This window comes from bacterium, from assembly GCA_035308905.1.
In the GTDB taxonomy this organism is placed as follows: domain Bacteria; phylum Sysuimicrobiota; class Sysuimicrobiia; order Sysuimicrobiales; family Segetimicrobiaceae; genus DASSJF01.
Genome location: DATGFS010000030.1, coordinates 187,820 through 205,576, shown reverse-complemented (window position 1 = coordinate 205,576; position 17,757 = coordinate 187,820). Strand labels below are relative to the sequence as shown.

Sequence of the window (17,757 nt, the reverse complement as noted above, 5' to 3'; positions counted from 1 at the left end):
ATCGTATCGGCCCGGGTCTCCTCCGCCGCCCGGCCCGCAAATTACGTACCGCCGTTACGTATTTCTGTCGATTTCCCGCGCCCGCTGACCGAGTACGCTGATCGCGCTTTCAAAAAAGTCGGCCAGGCCAAAAACGATGTGTGCGGGGTGGGGGGTATGCGTCGCGTCAGCACGGTCCTGACATGCTTGTTCATCGCCGCTCTCTTGTCGGTGTCGGCCGCCGCCGGTTCCGCGGCGGAGACCACGTCTATGCCGCAGGATCCGTTGATCACGTATCTGGAAACGATTGTTGTCCCGGCGATCAAGGGCCGGCCTCTCAGCGACGAGACGCTGAAGGCGTTCTACACCGAAGGTCTTCTGCCGAGCACGCATGTGCGGGTGGCCGAGGACCAGTTTGCCCAGTATTGGAAGAATGCCGCCAAATCCCATACACCGGGGGCCATCTATACGGCCGACGTTCGCTACACATTGGCCGAGCCTGTGTTCAATGACGCGAATGACGAGGCCGACATCAATTCGGACATGACGGTCACAATGTCGCAGAATCCGGCACTGACCTTCCTGGCGATCTTAGTGGTGACCGTGTGCGCCGCGAGTGGAGAGTACTGCCCTCCAATGGCGATCGGCGGAAAGCGCGAGACGACCACGGCCAGCACATACCATCTCATCAAATTGCACGGAAAGTGGAGACTCGATCTACCGCCAAAAGCCGTCAGCGAGATGCGCAAACTCGCAACGGCGGATACCGCGACGCGATACGCGCCGAACGCCTCCGTGGCCGAGGGGGGGCTGACCCTGTGGGCGCCGGACGTCGCCCTGGCGCGTGATGGCACCACCGTGCATCTGACCGTTGAGAACGGCACCGACGGCGAGCTGAGCCTCTTCACCGCGGCGGCTCTCGCGACGCTCACGGACGAGCACGGGAAGACCTATGGGGTGCGCGCATTGCGCACGTTCTATCCGGACCACGTGCCGCCGCAGGATTCCATCGAGGGCGATTTAGTCTTCGAGCCCGTGCCGCCCGGAACGAGCAAACTGCTGCTCGCGCTTCCCGACGTCGCCGTGGCGGATCGCATGCTGACCTTGACGCTGGAAATCACGTTGGCGCCGGAGCGATAGTGTGTTACGCCAGGCCCGTGACGCGGCCTGCGAGGAGACAGGCAGTGGTGTGGAACTCGGCCAGCACTGTCTTTGGGTCGACCCGGGACGGTGCCGATCAAATTTACGTCATGAATGCCGACGGCTCAAATGTTTGGAGACCCACGCCGCCCTGGCTACAGCGGGTATCCGAAGTGCAGTCCCGATGGCCGGACGATTGTGTTTCATCATGCCAACCGCACGAGCAGCGAGGGCGCGCAGGTATACGTCATGGACTTTGGCGGGAAGTTCACCAGGATCGATGTACCCGGCGCGACTGTGCGACGATCCCCGGCCGTGTCCGAGCGGTGAAACAGCGGGGGATGGATAATGCGGCGATCTTGGGCTTGGCTGGGGATCATGATCGTCTGCTGCACGCTCGGTGTCACGCTTCCAGCCCAAGCAGTTTCACTAACGTTTGTCACGATCGATGTCCCGGGGGTGGCAGCGACCAGTGCCAGCGGCATCAACGCTGCCGGGCAAATCGTGGGCGTGTTCTGGGACGTGAGTGGCAAGACTCATGGCTATCTACGCATAGCCGAGAGCACCTTCACGACGATCGATCCTCCGGGCTCGACGGCGACCCTTGCCACTGGGATCAACGCCGCCGGACAGATCGTGGGATCCTTCAGGGACGCGGGCGGTAAGTTCCATGGCTTTTTGCGAACCTCTGCGGGCACCTTTACCACGTTGGATGTTCCGAAGGCAAGGGGGACCGGTGCCGCGGGCATCAATACCGCCGGGCAGATCGTGGGCGTCTTCAACGACGCGGGCGGCAAGACCCATGGCTACCTGCGCACCTCCGGCGGCACCTTTACCACGTTCGATGTTCCCGGCGCGATGGCGACCTTCGCCTACGGGATCAACGACTCGGCGGAGATCGTGGGCGAGGTTGCGGACGCAGGCTTTTTGCGAACTGCTGGGGGCACCTTCACTACGATCGATGTTCCAGGCGCGGCCTGGACCGATGCCGCCGGGATCAATGACGCCGGACAGATCGTGGGCGAGTTCAAGGACGCGGACAACAAGACCCATGGCTACCTGCGGACCTCCGAGGGCACGTTCACCACGTTCGATCCCCCGGGCTCGACGGGGACCTCTACCAACGGTATCAACGCCGCTGGACAAATCGTGGGATCCTTTAGGGATGCGGGCGGCAAGGAGCATGGCTATATCGCAACCCCAACTCCATGATGCAGGGTGTTCTCTCTTCGTTTCCAGCACAATGCCGGTTGGGAGCGTTCGCTGCAACCCGGCGACTGAATACTGATATGGAGTGTGCTCGCATGTGGAAAATGTCGATAATAGGCTGAGGAGTCGAATGCGGTGAACGATGTCGGAATGCAACTCAACGGATAGCGAGGAAGCAAGGGCGTTTCAACTGAATTGAGCTGACAGGTTAGCGCTGGCGAGATCGTACGGTCAGTAAGGTCTTCTTGATTGGCCGCTCCCCGGGGAGAGGGGTTCACGTCGATGGAGTGGTGGCCGTCTATCGTCTTGCTGATTTTTTAGTGACTCTCTCGTTCGCCAGGACGTACCGGAGAGCGTTACGGGAAGAAACGGATGCCAAGAGCAAAAACTATGCAATCGTAGGGAAGAAAACGATGCCCTACCCGCGCGGCGATGCCGCTGTCGGTATGGACTACCGCTACGTTCGAAGCCACCTTGAGTGGACAGCAGGGAGATATAAGATTTTCGGCCAGACGCAACGATACTTGCCTGTGAAATTCGAACGTGGCTTGACAGACCAAGAACTCGACGACCTCGAGCGCAAATTTGACTTCCGCTTTCCTCCTGACTTGCGACTATTTTTGTCTCTGGGCTTGCCTGTCGACACGCGGATGAGCAAACCGCGAGGTCGGTTGTCGGGATGGCTGAACTGGCGACGGGCGAGTGAGGCGGAGATTCGCGAAAGACTAAATCATCCGTATGAAGGCATCTGCTTTGATGTCAAAAACGGCATTTGGCTTGAGGCATGGGGGGAAAAACCGCCAATCTTAGAGGACCGCTTGGGAAAAATCAAGCAATTGATGACCGAAGCGCCAAGATTGATTCCCATCTACGGCCACCGGTACATTCCCGATCGCCCGCACGAAGAGGGCAACCCCATATTTTCCGTCTGGCAGACGGACATAATCCATTGCGGTTCAGATCTGGAAGGCTACCTGGAAAACGAATTCCCGTATCGTTTCGGGATCTCTTTGGAAACGCATACCCAGACGCCTTCTCTCAAGAGGCCTGCCAAAGCGATTGAGTTTTGGGCAGACATCGTTGACGCCAATACGCCCGCGGCTCGGCCGGACTACCAGGAAGAACCTTCTGTCTCTTCCTCTCCGGGTGTCCCGAAGACGGATGCCGAGCGACAGAATGTTCTGCAGCAGCTGCCGTGGCAGCGGGGCGGCACGTTCCCTCTCACTGAATCAAGGGCGACGCTCATTGTCGACGAAAGCCGGGCTGTGCTTACCGGGGCGGCGGCTACCGCCCGCTTTTGGATGACCACCCAGGGCATCGGACCTTTTCGGCAGACGGCCCAGGGCACACGATTCAGGTTGCCCACGGATGTCGTCGTTCTCAATCGAGAAACAGGGGAGTTTGTCACGTTCCGGCACGTCAGAGGCGGGTATGTCCGCCTGGACGATTGGATTGGGAACACCCTCGATGCCGGCGGCATCCTCAAGAGAGTAAATGCGGCGACCAAAGCCAACAACAAAAGGCGGGCAGCCAAAGGACTGGGTCCGTATGAACTCATCGGTTGGCGGGACAAGCCGACTCTTGATCTGGAGACCCACAGTGTCCACTGGGCCATAAGTACGAGAGACGCCGACACGGGCACGATTCTTACCGATGCGGTGACGGTCGTTTTGGGCCGGTTCGAATATGAGGAACTGAGATGGTTTGGAAAAGCCGGCCAAGATCCAGCAGTGTTTCTGGCGGAGATGCGCCACGGTTTTCACTTCGACCCCGGAGCGCAATATGCGGACTTCCAGCCCGGCGATGTGACGCACCCATCTGGTATTGCCGCGCTCGTCGCCGTGTTGGCAGGGGCAGAGGTCACGGAGAGGCCCGATCCTTAGCACCCATAATGGGGCATTTTGAAGCGATTGGGCTCTTTAGCTGATGCCCACTCATTTATGTCATGGCCCCCCAGCGATCAGCGGCGACGGTAGGAGAATTGCGGGAGCGGACATCATGAGAGTTTTTCTGGACGAACTTGTCTTCTGCATTCAGTGGTTGCTGGCGACTGCTGGGGGCCTAGTCGCCGGTGCTGTATGGATGTTAGTAGTATCCCTCCTATTCCCCGCGCTCGGATACAACGGCGTCGTCTTTGCCGTGGCTCTCGGAGCCACTGGGAGCGGACTCCCTGTTGCAGGCGCCGCGGTGGGAGTAATGCAATGGCTTGTCATCCGGCGACGGCACGCCCTCCGGTGTTCGCCGTGGCTGGCTGCGAATGCCTTGGGCTTTGCAGCAGGCGATTACGCGAATCGTCTTCTAGGCACGCCCTTAGCTAACTGGCTAGCCCATATCGTCCATGCAGGCCATATGGGAGATTGGGCATACTGGCCAAGTTATGGCTTCCTCATAGGGTTGGTCGTCGGGACTCTCGAAGGACTGGTCCTCCGCTGGCAGCTTTCCCGGGCAGGTCTGTGGGTGTTGGCGAATGTCATCGGCTTCGCTGCGGGTTACGGTGTTGGAATCGTCATTGGCTTTGGTACCGGCGTTCGCTACGGTGCGAACATAGGCGAGCTTGCGGGCTATGCCGCGGGCGGAGCAGTAATGGGGGCGGTCACGGGGATCGCCTTCGTGCTGCTGTTGCGGCGCCCCGGCTGGATCTTGTGGACTGAACGTTGGGGGCCAGCCATTGCTTGGAGGGCGACGGCATCTCTGGCGCTGCTGGTCGCCTTGATGGAGAGCCCCCTCTGCGGGGTGCAGGGACCCTTGCTGGTCGGACACACCCGACCGGTCCCGGGGCGCATCGTTTTCTTGTCTGATTGTGACGGGAGCTCCCAGTTCTATGTCATCAATGCGGACGGGTCCAGCCTGGCCCGCTTTCCCAGGGTTCCCGATGTTCCTAAACAAATTGCGTTCAGCCCCGACGGTCGCAGGATCGCCTTCACCTCCGGCCAGAACCGGATCGGCCGAACCGATCAAATCTACATCATGGGTGCGGACGGGTCGCATGTGACCCGCCTGACGACTCCTCCCAGAACAAACGACAACCCGACGTTCAGCCCGGATGGCGCGAGGATTGCGTTTGACTCCGATCGAGACGGGAGCACGCAAATCTATATGATGAACGCCGATGGCTCCCGCGTAGTCCGCTTGACATCCCCCCCGGGGAGCAGCTCTTCTCCTGAGTTCAGTCCGGACGGTCGGAAGATGGTGTTCGACTCCGATCGAGGCGGAAGCACCCAGATCTATATGATGAACGCTGATGGCGCCAACGTAGTCCGCTTGACCGACCTGCGCGGAAAAACCAACTCCCTTCAATTTAACAGTGTTTCACTCAGTCCGGACGGTCGGAAGATAGCATTCACCTCGCAGCGCGATCGAGGACTGCCCGAGATTTACGTCATGAGCCTCGACGGAACGAATGCGATCTTGCTGACCAAGACCACGGGCGGAGGTTTTGAACCCGTGTTCAGCCCGGATAGTCGCCAGATCGCGTTCCTCTCTTGGAACGATGGGCAAATCCACGTGATGAATACAAATGGCACAAAGGACACACGTCTCACTAACCTCCACGAAGTTGACGCGCCCATATTCAACCCAGACGGCACCAAAATAGCGTTCACGGCTTGGTCGCACATCTACATGATGAATACAAACGGATCGCATTTGATTCGCCTAGACACACCACCAGGGAACAGCTGGAGCCCCGCTTTCAGCCCATGATGGAAACTTCAACCGAAGCGATGAACATCTGACAACTCTGGGGGTGGTGACAGAAATCGTGCTTTCGTAGACTGACACGTTTGACCCAAAGACCGGAAGACCCATCTGGCTCTTCCGGATCACGGTCGGGCTGATACTGGTTGAGATCATGATGCTGGCGTGGTGGGTCAGGTCCGACTGCCCCTTCGCGCGGTTTGCGGGTGGAAGAACGGTGAGCCAGGTTCTCCGGAAGATTCGAGTACTCGTCGCCGACGACGAGAATATGTTTCGCCATGCCCTTGCGAGCCTGCTGACCTTGACGCTGGAAATCACGTTGGCGCCGGAGCGATAGTGTGTTACGGCGGGACATGTGATTGCGACGGTAGAACCACGGTGGCAGCCAGCGTGGGCTATGGAGGCATCTATGGCGGCGAACGATCTGTGCTTCACCCCCGTGCTCGAACTGGACCGTCTCATCCGGGCCGGCGACGTCTCGCCGGTCGAGATCACGGAGGCGGTGCTCGCGCGGATCGGGCGCGTCAATCCCGCGCTCAACGCCTACATCACGGTGACCGCCGACCTTGCCCGCGCCCAGGCGCGCGACGCGGAGGCACGCGCGCGGCGCGGCGAGCGCAAGGGACCGCTCGACGGCATTCCGTACTCGGTGAAGGACCTCGAGGACACGGCCGGCGTGCGGACCACCTACGGCTCCCGGTGGTTCGAACGCCACGTCCCATCGACAGACGGCGCGGCGGCCGGGCGGCTGCGCGCGACCGGCGGCGTGCTTGTCGGCAAGACCAACACGCCGCACTTCGGGCACAAGGACATGAGCGACAACTTGATCGGTCCGCCGTGCCGCAATCCGTGGGGGCGGGATCGGACGTCCGGCGGATCGTCGGGAGGCGCCGCGGCCGGGGTCGCGGCCGGGCTGGGGCCGCTGGCCCACGGTTCGGACGGCGCCGGCTCAATCCGGTGCCCGGCGTCGCTGTGCGGCGTCGTCGGTCTCAAGCCCTCGTTCGGCCGGGTGCCGTACCACCCGAGTCCCGATTACTGGGCGTCGCGCTCCCACAACGGACCGATCACGCGAACCGTGCGCGACGCGGCGCTCATGCTTGCCGCGCTCGCCGGCCCGGACCCGCGCGATCCCTTATCGATCGACGCGCCGGCCGAGGACTACGTCGCTGCCTGCGATCGTGATCTTCGCGGACTGCGGGTCGCGTGGAGCGCGGACCTCGGCTGTCTTCCCGTGGACCCGGAGGTGCGGACGATCACGGAGACGTCGGCGCGCCGGTTCGCCGATTTGGGCTGCGCGCTCGACGCGCCGGATCTCGGATGGCCGGACATGCGCGAGCCGCACCGGTACATCTGGCACGTCGGCGTCGCGGCGCGCCATCAGGATCGGGCGCGCGAGCATCCCGACTGGATCGAGCCGTCGCTCATGCGCATGATCGTCGACGCCGGCCGCATGAGCGCGCTCGACTACGGCCGCGCCCTGCTCGCCCGGGCGCCGTTCTACCAGGCGGTGGGACGGTTGTTTGAGGACTACGATCTGCTGCTGACGCCGACGATGCCGGTCGCGGCCTGGCCGGTCGAACCGGACAGCGGCGCCGTCATCGACGGCCGCCCGGCGCCGACCCTCTTGGAGCGGCTCACGTTTACCTTTCCGTTCAACCTGACGGGGCACCCGGCCGTGTCGGTGCCGTGCGGATGGACGCGGGCGGGGCTGCCGGTGGGACTGCAGATCATCGGCCGCTGGCACGCCGACGCGACGGTGCTGTGCGCCGCCGCCGGGTTCGAGGCCGTTCAGCCCTGGGCCGGCCGGCGCCCGCCGCTCGATTAGCGCCGGAGCTAACTTCCGCCCGCCGCGGCGGACGGCCGCGCGTAGACCCGGTCGATCTTCGCCGCCATCACGAAGTCCGCTTCGCTGAGGCCGTTGATCTTGTGCGTCCACAACTCCACCCGCACCTGTCCCCAGCTCACGCGCAGGTCGGGATGGTGATTTTCCGCCTCCGCCACCGGCGTGATCGCGTTCACAAACTCGACGGCCTGGACGAAGTTCTTGGACCGGAAGACCTTCACGAGCATCCGCTCGTCCTCCACCTGCCACCCGTCGAGTTGCGCGAGCAGGGGCGCGAACTCGGCGCGGGTGAGCGGCGGCGTGCCTCCCTGGCAGGGGACGCACCGCCGGTCGGCCAGACCGGTTGCGCCGGCCGGCTGGTTTGTCTGTCCGCGCTTCGCGGGATCCGTCGCCATGGATCAATCACTCCTTTCGCGGTGGACCGCACACGCGGTCCGTCAGACGTCTTCGGGATCGACGTACTCTTCCTCGTCGGGCACGAACCGGCGGTGACAGTGCGGACATTCGACGGGCTCGTCCCCGTCCGGCGCCTCGAGCCGCAGAAACTGCACGCCGCAGTGCGGGCAGACGAGGCGAATCATGGCCGGGCGCCCGCGGCCCGAGGCCGGAGGATGGGGCCCGCGCCACCGCGAACGCCACCGTAATGACCGAGACGCTGCTCGATCCCCGAACGACCGTCGGACACGTGCACCTGCGCGTTGCCGATCTCGACCGTGCGTTGGGATTTTACCGCGATGTGCTGGGGTTCCGTGAGGCGTGGCGCGGCGATGAGACGGTGATGCTGTCGGCCGACGGCCGCTACCCGTTCGCACTCGGGCTCACCGCCACCGCGGACCCGGCGCCCGGGCCGCGCCGGCGCTCTGGACTGTACCACGCGGCGTTTCTGCTGCCCGGCCGCGCCGCGCTCGGACGCCTGCTGCGGCGTCTTCTCGAGCACGACGTCGCGCTCGACGGGGCATCCGACCATCTCGTCAGCGAGGCCCTGTACCTGCGTGATCCGGAGGGCAACGGCCTGGAGCTCTATGCCGATCGGCCCCAGGAGCAGTGGCCCTGGAACAGCGACCAGGTGGACATGACCACCCGTGAGCTCGATCTGCGGGACCTGCTCGCCGCGGGCGGCGATCGGTCCGCGCCGGCCCCCGAAGGCACCCGCCTCGGACACGTCCACCTGCGGGTCTCCGATCTCCGCCGCGCGGAGGCCTTCTATCACGAGGCGCTCGGCTTCGACGTGACGCTCCGGCGATATACGGGCGCGCTGTTCCTGTCGGCGGGTGGCTACCATCATCACCTCGGGACCAACGTGTGGGCGGGGCAGGGCATTCCACCCGCGGCGCCCACCGGCCCGGGCCTCTGGTACTTCACGGTCCGGCTCCCCGGGGCGGACGACCTCGCTCGCGCCGCGGCGCGGCTGCGGGCGCACGGCGTCACACCCGGGCCGACCGCCGACTACGGGCCGTGTCTCGGCGTCGGGGCGGCCGACCTCGACGGCATTCTCGTGCTGCTGACCGCGGATCACTCGCCGCTTCCCAACCGACTCACCTGGAGCCCGGCCCGCGAGCCACTCGGTGCCGCCCGCGCGACCTAGTTGAGCTTCACCCGCCGGGCCACCACGGCTGCGCCCGTCGGAGCGGTGCCGCCCGCCGACCTGCGCGATCTCGTCCACGACCTTCGCCGGCGCGTACGGGGCGAGGTACGGTTCGACGCGGTCTCGCGCGCCCTCTACAGCACCGACGCCAGCATCTACGAGATCGAGCCGCTCGGCGTCGTCCTGCCGCGCGACGCGGACGACGTGCAGGCCGTGATCGAGGCCGCGCGCGCCGCCCAGGCGCCGCTCTTGCCGAGGGGCGGCGGCACCAGTCTGGCCGGCCAGACCGTCGGCCGCGCGATCGTGCTCGATTTCTCGAAGTACATGAACAGCGTCGTCGAGATCAACGCCGAGGCCGGGTGGGCCCGCGTGCAGCCCGGGGTCGTGCGACACGAGCTGCTGCGGGCGCTCGCGCCGAGCGGGCTCATCTACGGCCCGGAGACGTCGACGAGCAGCCGCGCGACGATCGGCGGGATGATCGGCAACAATTCCTCCGGTTCCAGGTCGATCGTCTACGGAAAGACGGTCGACACGCTGCTCGCGATGCGCGCGTGGCTGGCGGACGGCACGCCGGTCGTCTTCGAGGACATCCCGCCGGACGAGGCGGCGCGGCGGGCGCAGGGCGGCGGCGCGGAAGGACGGCTCTACCGCGAGGTCGCCCGGATCGTGGCGGGCGCCCGGGACGAGGTCGCGCGGCGATTTCCGCGCATCCAACGGCGGGTCGGCGGCTACAATCTCGACGAGTTTCCCGCGGGCGGCGCGGTGAATCTCGGCAAGCTGGTCGCCGGCTCCGAAGGGACGCTCGCGATCGTGACCGAGGCGACGGTGCGGCTGGCGCGCCGGCCGCCCGCGACCGTGCTCGCGGTGTTTCAGTTCGACGACCTCGTGCCCGCGCTCGAGTACACCCCGGAAATTCTGTCGACGAAGCCGGCGGCGGTGGAGCTCACGGACCGGTACATCGTGGAGCTCGCCCGCCAAACAGGCGAGCTGAGTCAGCGCCTGACGTTCGTCGACGGGAACCCCGGCGCGTTGATCGCGGTCGAGTACGCCGGCGAGAGCCAGGCCGCGCTGGCGCCGGCGCTCGACGGCCTGGAGGCCCGAATGCGCCGGGAGGGCTACCGGGGGACGATGCGGCGGATCCTCGACCCCGCGGCCCAGGCCAACCTTTGGGCGGTTCGCGAGGCCGGCGTCGGACTGCTGCTCGGCATGAAAAGCGCCCGCAAGCCGGTCGCGTTCGTCGAGGACAGCGCGGTCGATCCCGCCCGCATCGCCGAGTACACGCGCCGCTTCCGGGAGATCGTGCGGCGCCACGGGACCGACGCGTCGTTCTACGGCCACGCGAGCGTCGGCCTTCTGCACACCCGTCCGATCCTCGACCTCCATGAGCCCCGGGACGTCGCGGAGATGCGTCAGATCGCCGAGGAGATTGCCGCCCTCGTCGCCGAGTTCGGCGGGGCGCTGAGCGGCGAGCATGGCGACGGCCTGTCGCGCGGCGAGTTTGTGGAGAAGATGTTCGGCTCCCGGCTCTACGCCGCGTTCCGCGGGATCAAGGCAGCGTTCGATCCGGAAGGCCGTATGAACCCCGGGAAGATCGTCGATGCGCCGCCGATGACCGAATCGCTGCGGTACCGGCCGGAGCCCGGGCCCGCTCCCGCGACGGTCCAGGACTTCAGCCGCGACGGAGGGGTGCGGGCCTCGATCGAGCTCTGCAGCGGTATCGGCGCGTGCCGGAAGCCGCGCGGCGGGACGATGTGCCCGTCTTACATGCTCACGCTCGAAGAGGCGCACAGCACGCGCGGCCGCGCCAACGCGCTGCGGGCGGCGATCTCCGGTGTGCTGCCGGCGGGGTCGCTGACGAGCCGCGAACTGTACGACGTGATGGATCTCTGTATCGGCTGCAAGGCGTGCAAGGCCGAGTGTCCCAGTAACGTCGACATGGCCAAGCTCAAGCACGAGTTTCTCGCCGGATACTACGCACGGCACGGGCTGCCGCTGCGGGCGCGGCTCTTCGGCCACGTCGCCGCGCTCGGGCCGCTCGGCTGCGCGGCGGCGCCCCTCGCGAACCGGCTGCTCGGCAGCGCGCCGGTACGGTGGGCGCTCGAGCGGATCGCGGGCATCGACGCCCGGCGGCGGCTGCCGCCCTTCGCGCGCCGCCGCTTCACGCAATGGTGGCGGGAGCGCGCCCCCTCGTCCGCCGGCGCGCCGGCAGGAGCGGGATTCCTCGGGGTGCCGGGGCAGGGACGGGTCGCGTTGTTCGTGGATACGTTCACGGAGTACTATTACCCGTCGATCGGGCGGGCCGCCGTACGGGTGCTCGAATCGGCCGGATGCCGCGTCGAGCTCGTCCCGCTGTCGTGCTGCGGGCGCCCGATGATCAGCAACGGGATGCTGCGGCAGGCCCAGCGGCTCGCCGCCCGCACGATCGAGCGGCTGCGGCCGTTCGCCGAGGCCGGCATGCCGATCGTGGGACTGGAGCCGTCCTGCATCGTGACCTTCAAAGATGAGTACCCGGATCTGCTGCGCGGCGGTGCCGCGGACGCGGTCGCCCGGGCGACCTACGCGTTCGAAGAGTATCTCGGCGTGCTCGATGCGGCGGGAATCCGCCCGCCGTACACGCCGGCCGACCGGCGTGTGCTGATGCACGGCCACTGTCATCAGAAGGCGATGATCCGGACGGGCCCGGCCCTCGCCGCCCTGCGGGCGGTGCCCGGCGCGTCGGTCGACGAGATCGACTCCGGCTGCTGCGGCATGGCCGGCTCCTTCGGCGTCGAGCGCGAGCATTACGACATCTCGATCGCTATGGGCGAGCGCGTGCTGTTCAAGACGGTGCGGGCGGCGCCGGCGGAGACGCTGCTGGTCGCATCGGGCACGTCGTGCCGCCAGCAGATCGCCCACGGCACGGGCCGGCGCGCGCTGCACCTCGCGGAAGCGCTGGCGCTCGCGCTGCCCGGCGAGACGCCCGCCGCCCGGGACGCCTGACGGGGGAGCACGCCGTGCGTATCACGGTCCACGTCACGCCGCGGGCGCGCCGGCCCGGCGTCGAGCGTCGCGCCGACGGGACGTTTCACGTGGCCGTGAGCGCGGCGCCGCACGAGGGTGAGGCCAACGAGGCGGTCGTCGCCGCGCTGGCCGGCCACTTCGGCGTCGGGCGCGGCCGCGTGCGTATCGTGCGCGGACACCGCGGCCGCCACAAGCTCGTCGAGGTCGACGCGGCCGTCGCTCCCTAACGGGGACTAGGCCGCGGTATGCGCGGCCGTCGCCCCCTAACGGGGACTAGGCCGCGGTATGCGCGGCCGTCGCCTGAATGCTACAATCACGTCACGTGGTGGCTGTAGCTCAAAGGCAGAGCACCAGACTGTGGCTCTGGGGGTTGCGGGTTCGATTCCCGTCAGCCACCCCACGACGCACCGGCGGAGGGTCCTCATGCTCGACGAGGAACGCGCGGAGATGACGGGCGTGGTGGTGGAGTGGGACGCGGCCAAGCGCCGCTGGGTCGCCGCGTGTGACGATCCCGCGGGAGAAGAGCGGCTGGTCGTCAACGGCGTCACGCAAGAACAGGCCGAACGGCTCCTGGACGAGCGCTGGCGCGCCCGCCTGGAGCAGATCGACCGCGAAGCCGAGGACGAACGCACCGGCTAACGCGCTTCGTTCGGAGCTGGTCGAGGCTCGTGCGGGACGGCGCGGTCCAGCCCGAGCAACAGCATGATTGGCCGCATCAACAGCCCCTGACCGACCAGCGTCCAGACGACCGTACCCAAGATGCCCGCCGCCACGGCTTCGCGCTGCGGCAGCATCGGCGGCAGCGCGAGGACGAGCGCCACCGCGACCCCGCCGCGTAACCCGCCCCAGACCATCAGGTGCCGCCAGACCGTCGGGAACGGCGCGGCGCCGCGCGCCAGCAGCGCGGTAAAACCGTAGACGATAAGGGCGCGGGACGCCAGCGCGGCGAGGACGACAACGGCAATCAGCCCGCCGTAGCGGGCCAGCAGCGGCAGCGGGACGACGAGACCGACCAGCAGAAACAGCGCCGAGTTCGCCAGAAACGCGATGACGTCCCAGACGACGCGCACCGTTTCCGATCCGGCGGGCGTGAGACTCTGGCCGGCCAGCTCCGCGAACGCCAGTCCCGCGGCGACGACGCCGATCACGCCGCTCGCGTGGACCGTCTCCGAGACCACGTAGGCGGCGACGGCGGCGACGAGGCTGCCGATCGCTTCGACGACGGGGTCGGTGATGCCGCGCAGCATGTACGCCGCCGCCGCCCCGACGGCAAACCCGGCGGCGGCGCCCGCGGCGAGAAGCCAGACGAACGACGCGGCGGCGGGGCCGACGTCGGGCGGCGACGCCATGGCCAGACCGAACAAGACGATCGCGACGGCGTCGTTAACGACCGCTTCACCTTCGAGGACGGTCCCGAGCCGCTCGTCGAGGGCCGCCTCCCGCACAAGCGCGATCACGCCGGCCGGGTCGGTCGCCGCGCAGACGGCGCCCAACAGGAGCGCGGCGCGCCACGGCACATGGCCCAGCAGCGCGGCGCCGGCGATGGCCGCCGCGGACACGACGGTGCCCGGGACGGCGAGCGCGACGATCAGTGGCGCGTAGGTCCTGAGGTGACGCCGCGGGATCCGGACCGCGCCCTCGAAGAGCAGGGGAAGGATCAGCGCGGTGACGATCACATCGGGTCCCACGGTGATCGGCGGTACGAGGTGCGCCGTTCCCGCCGCGAGCCCCACCACGACGAGGGCCACCGTGTAGGGCAGCCGGGCGCGCGCCACAACCGCGGAGACGAGCGCGGCCGTGGCGAGGAAGCCGAGCGCGAGATAGAGGGGGGGCACGACAGAACTCACCATTCGCCCGGCGCCGCAACGGCGCCTGCGATCGTGGCCCGGACGCGCCGGTGCCCGCGCCGTAGGGCGCGGGCACCGGCCGTGAGGCTGTCGTGCCGGAGGCGGCCGAAGGCCGCGCCCGGCACGAGGCGCTACATCCCTGATTGCCGGTCGTCACTCGACGGGCTTGCTCCGGGTTTCACGAGGATGGTCGCGGCCGTGGCCGTATTGCCCGAGTCCGACGCCGTGTAGTCGATCCGTACGCGATCGCCGGCCTCGATCGCGGTCACCGGCACGCGCGCGCTGCCGTACCCGATCCGGGCGCCGGTGGGGATGAAGATGCGCGTGATGTACCCGGATCCTGCTCCGGTCGAGACGTCGACGACGCCCGAGCACGTATCGGGCACCGCGCCGAAGCAGTGGATGGTGATCGTCTGAACCTGACCTTCAACAGTCGGCTGGGCAAACGCCGTCGACGCCGAGATCGCGACGGCCGCCGCGACCAGTCCCACCTGGAACAGTCTCATCGATTCTGTCACCTCCTGGCGATGACTACGTCCAGTAGAGCCTCAGTTGCCGTCTTTCCCCTGAGGAGCGGCGTTTTATCGGCCGCGGCAGGGATGCGCCGGTGCCGATCCGAATTTCGCTTCCTGTCCATGGCCTCGACGCCCGCGTTACCGTTTCGGCCCGCGTTTCGCACCGTCACCGCCGCCAACTCGTCAGCGTTCACGCTCGACGGCACCAATACGTACCTGGCCGGACGGGATCGCGTCATTGTCGTCGATCCCGGACCCGACGATCCGGCGCACGTGAACGCGGTGCTCGAGGGTGCGCGCGCCGGCGGCGGAGACGTCGCGTTGATCCTCGTCACCCACGGTCACCGCGACCACCTCGGCGCCGCCGCGGCGCTCGCGGCCGCGTCGGGCGGGAGCGCGCCGATCCGGCGGTGGGAAGGGGGCGGCGCCCCGCTCGCGGACGGCGAGACGGTGGAAGAGGGCGGCGTCGCGCTGCGCGCGCTGCACACGCCCGGCCACGCGGCCGACCATGTCGCGTTCTACTGGGCCGCGGAGCGGGTGTTGTTTTCCGGCGACCTCATCCTGGGCGCCGGGACGGTCGTCTTGGAGCCGCGGGAGCGCGCGCTCGAGGAATATCTCGCGTCCCTCGAACGGGTCGCGCGGCTCGACCTCGTGCTGATCGCCCCCGGACACGGACCGCTGATCGAGGATCCGGCCGCGCGTGTGGCCGAGTACCTGGCCCATCGGCGCATGCGCGAAGGGCAGGTGCTCGACGCGCTGGCCGGCGGCGCGCGGACGCCCGGCGAGATCGTCGGCGTGATCTACCGGGATCTGGATCCCGCGCTGCATCCCGCCGCCGAGAACACGGTGCGGGCCCATCTGTTGAAGCTTGTGCGGGAAGGACGCGCCAGGCGCGAAGGGAATCGGTATCACCGGCCGTAGAGCCGGGGAACAGGGGAGGGGGCATGAGATGGCGGTGCCGGCGGCAGCGCAGATGACCGATCGGCAGGGGCGGCCGATCCGGGTCGGTGACAAGGTTCGCGCGCCCGGACTCGACGCGCCCGCGGTCGTGCAGGTGGTGGATCCGCGGTACGGCACGATGGTTGTCCTGGTGGCCGGCCGCGCGAACCAGCAGATGGGCCGGATGCTGCGGGCGGCCGAGGTCGAAGTGACGGAGTCGTGAAATCCCGCGGTCTGACGGCGACGAGGCCGGGGCGTTCGCCCCGGCCTCGTCGCCACCCGCACCTTCCGCCGCCTGCCCGCGGCGTCCGGCGATCCTACATGTCCATGTCGTCGGGATTGTAGCCGCCGCCCGGAGCCGGCGCCGCGGCCTTCTTCTTCTCGCGCTTCTCGACGACCAGCGCCTCGGTCGTAAGCAGCAGGCTCGCCACGCTCGCCGCGTTCTGGAGGGCGAGGCGCGTGACCTTGGTCGCATCGATGATTCCGGCCTTGACCAAGTCCTCCATCTTGCCGGTGGCGACATTGTAGCCGACGCCCGGCTTTTGAGCCCGGATGTGCTCGACGATGACGGCGCCCTCGACGCCCGCGTTCGCGGCGAGCCACTTCGCCGGCTCCTCGATTGCCCGGCGGATGATCGAGACACCGATCTTCTCGTCGCCGTCGTCGGCGTCCACCTTGTCGAGGGCCTTCGCGATGTTGAGCAGCGCGGTGCCGCCGCCCGGCACGATGCCCTCCTCGACCGCGGCCTTGCTGGTGCTGAGGGCGTCCTCGAAGCGGTGCTTCTTCTCTTTGAGCTCGGTCTCGGTGGCCGCGCCGACCTTGATCTGGGCGACGCCGCCGGAGAGCTTCGCGAGACGCTCCTGGAGCTTCTCGCGATCGTAGTCGGAGGTGGTCGTCTCGATCTCTTTCTTGATCTGGGCGATGCGGCCCTGAATGTCCTTGCGCGCGCCCTTGCCCTCGATGACCGTGGTCTCTTCCTTCGCGACCCGCACCTTGGCGGCGCGGCCCAGCATTTCGATCTCCACGTTCTCGAGCTTGATGCCGATGTCGTCGCTCACGACCTTGCCGCCGGTCAGGACGGCCATGTCGCCGAGCATCGCCTTCCGCCGGTCGCCGTAGCCGGGCGCCTTCACCGCGACACACGGCAGGATGCCGCGCAGCTTGTTGACGACGAGCGTCGCCAGCGCCTCGCCCTCGACGTCTTCCCCGATCACGACGAGGGGCTTGCCGGACCGCATCACCTTCTCCATCAGCGGGACGATGTCTTTGACGGCGCTGATCTTCTTCTCGGTGATGAGAATGTAGGGATCCTCGAGCACCGCTTCCATCTTCTCGGCGTCGGTGATCATGTACGGGGAGATGTAGCCGCGGTCGAACTGCATGCCCTCGACCACTTCCACGGCCGTTTCGATGCCCTTGGACTCCTCGATCGTGATCACGCCGTCCTTGCCGACCTTGTCCATGGCCTCGGCGATGATCTGCCCGATCTCGGGGTCGTTGCCGGCGATGCTCGCCACGTGGGCGATATGCTCCTTGCCCTCGAGCGGCGTGCTGATCTTCTTGAGCTCGGCCACGAGCGCGTCGACCGCCTTGTCGATGCCGTGCTTGACGATCATCGGGTTGGCGCCGGCGGCGACGTTCTTGAGGCCCTCCTTGACGATCGCGTGGGCCAGCACCGTCGCGGTGGTCGTCCCGTCACCGGCGGCGTCGTTCGTCCTGCTGGCGACTTCCTTGACGAGCTGCGCGCCCATGTTCTCGTAGGGATCCTCGAGCTCGATCTCCTTCGCCACCGTGACGCCGTCCTTGGTGATCGTCGGAGATCCCCATTTCTTCTCGAGGACGACGTTGCGGCCTTTCGGGCCGAGCGTCACGCGCACCGCGCTGGCGACCTTCTCGACGCCGCGCTCGAGCGCCTTACGCGCGTCCTCGTCATACAACAGCGACTTTGCGGGCATACCGGCTCCTCCCCATTTCTGGTGTTTTAGCACTCTCAGGGCTGAAGTG

The 17,757-nt window shown here is 66.9% G+C and carries 16 protein-coding genes and 1 tRNA gene; 12 read left to right on the top strand and 5 right to left on the bottom strand.

The features are described from left to right. Positions 1-249 precede the first annotated feature (249 nt). The 5 genes from VKT83_09430 (at position 250) to VKT83_09410 (ending at position 7,849) form a co-directional block, all read left to right on the top strand. On the top strand, positions 250-1,119 hold the full coding sequence (locus tag VKT83_09430; GenBank protein ID HLY22672.1) for a hypothetical protein: 870 nt from the start codon (positions 250-252) through the stop codon (positions 1,117-1,119). Between the two features lie 378 nt (positions 1,120-1,497). Further along, entirely contained in the window at positions 1,498-2,331 is an 834-nt protein-coding gene (locus VKT83_09425) for a hypothetical protein (protein HLY22671.1), read from the top strand. A 287-nt stretch (positions 2,332-2,618) separates the two neighbouring features. Continuing rightward, a complete protein-coding gene (locus VKT83_09420; protein ID HLY22670.1) occupies positions 2,619-4,211 on the top strand; it encodes a DUF2167 domain-containing protein in 1,593 nt (530 codons plus the stop codon). 313 nt (positions 4,212-4,524) lie between these two features. Further along, positions 4,525-6,030: a hypothetical protein gene (locus VKT83_09415; GenBank protein ID HLY22669.1), complete on the top strand. Its 1,506-nt coding sequence runs from the start codon at positions 4,525-4,527 to the stop codon at positions 6,028-6,030. A 403-nt stretch (positions 6,031-6,433) separates the two neighbouring features. Beyond that, a complete protein-coding gene (locus tag VKT83_09410) occupies positions 6,434-7,849 on the top strand; it encodes an amidase family protein (protein HLY22668.1) in 1,416 nt (471 codons plus the stop codon). A gap of 8 nt (positions 7,850-7,857) precedes the next feature. Here the strand turns inward: VKT83_09410 and VKT83_09405 are convergent, their stop codons facing one another. After that, entirely contained in the window at positions 7,858-8,262 is a 405-nt protein-coding gene (locus VKT83_09405; protein HLY22667.1) for a 4a-hydroxytetrahydrobiopterin dehydratase, read from the bottom strand. A 42-nt stretch (positions 8,263-8,304) separates the two neighbouring features. Continuing rightward, the gene (locus tag VKT83_09400; protein HLY22666.1) at positions 8,305-8,448 is read right to left on the bottom strand and encodes a hypothetical protein; all 144 of its coding nucleotides are present in this window, start codon (positions 8,446-8,448) and stop codon (positions 8,305-8,307) included. A gap of 62 nt (positions 8,449-8,510) precedes the next feature. On the opposite strand from VKT83_09400, the gene VKT83_09395 reads away from it, so the two are divergent. The 5 genes from VKT83_09395 (at position 8,511) to VKT83_09375 (ending at position 13,091) form a co-directional block, all read left to right on the top strand. Further along, positions 8,511-9,452 (top strand): VOC family protein, encoded by a 942-nt coding sequence (locus VKT83_09395; protein ID HLY22665.1) that lies wholly within the window; start codon positions 8,511-8,513, stop codon positions 9,450-9,452. A 45-nt stretch (positions 9,453-9,497) separates the two neighbouring features. Further along, a complete protein-coding gene (locus tag VKT83_09390) occupies positions 9,498-12,431 on the top strand; it encodes an FAD-linked oxidase C-terminal domain-containing protein (GenBank protein HLY22664.1) in 2,934 nt (977 codons plus the stop codon). 14 nt (positions 12,432-12,445) lie between these two features. After that, on the top strand, positions 12,446-12,679 hold the full coding sequence (locus tag VKT83_09385; protein HLY22663.1) for a DUF167 domain-containing protein: 234 nt from the start codon (positions 12,446-12,448) through the stop codon (positions 12,677-12,679). A 98-nt stretch (positions 12,680-12,777) separates the two neighbouring features. Next, positions 12,778-12,852: transfer RNA gene (locus tag VKT83_09380), tRNA-His, on the top strand. A 23-nt stretch (positions 12,853-12,875) separates the two neighbouring features. Further along, positions 12,876-13,091 (top strand): hypothetical protein, encoded by a 216-nt coding sequence (locus VKT83_09375; GenBank protein ID HLY22662.1) that lies wholly within the window; start codon positions 12,876-12,878, stop codon positions 13,089-13,091. Here the strand turns inward: VKT83_09375 and VKT83_09370 are convergent. Beyond that, positions 13,088-14,302, bottom strand: coding sequence for a cation:proton antiporter (locus VKT83_09370; protein ID HLY22661.1), 1,215 nt, complete (start codon positions 14,300-14,302; stop codon positions 13,088-13,090). The genes VKT83_09375 and VKT83_09370 overlap by 4 nt on opposite strands. A 128-nt stretch (positions 14,303-14,430) precedes the next feature. Next, positions 14,431-14,805 (bottom strand): hypothetical protein, encoded by a 375-nt coding sequence (locus VKT83_09365; GenBank protein HLY22660.1) that lies wholly within the window; start codon positions 14,803-14,805, stop codon positions 14,431-14,433. Positions 14,806-14,934: 129 nt separating this feature from the next. Here VKT83_09365 and VKT83_09360 point away from each other — a divergent pair, with 129 nt between their 5' ends. Continuing rightward, positions 14,935-15,735, top strand: coding sequence for an MBL fold metallo-hydrolase (locus VKT83_09360; protein HLY22659.1), 801 nt, complete (start codon positions 14,935-14,937; stop codon positions 15,733-15,735). A gap of 28 nt (positions 15,736-15,763) precedes the next feature. Then, positions 15,764-15,976 (top strand): hypothetical protein, encoded by a 213-nt coding sequence (locus VKT83_09355; protein HLY22658.1) that lies wholly within the window; start codon positions 15,764-15,766, stop codon positions 15,974-15,976. Positions 15,977-16,070: 94 nt separating this feature from the next. Here VKT83_09355 and groL read toward each other — a convergent pair whose 3' ends face one another. Further along, complete coding sequence (gene groL / locus VKT83_09350; GenBank protein HLY22657.1) at positions 16,071-17,708, bottom strand: chaperonin GroEL; 1,638 nt, start codon at positions 17,706-17,708, stop codon at positions 16,071-16,073. Positions 17,709-17,757 lie beyond the last annotated feature (49 nt).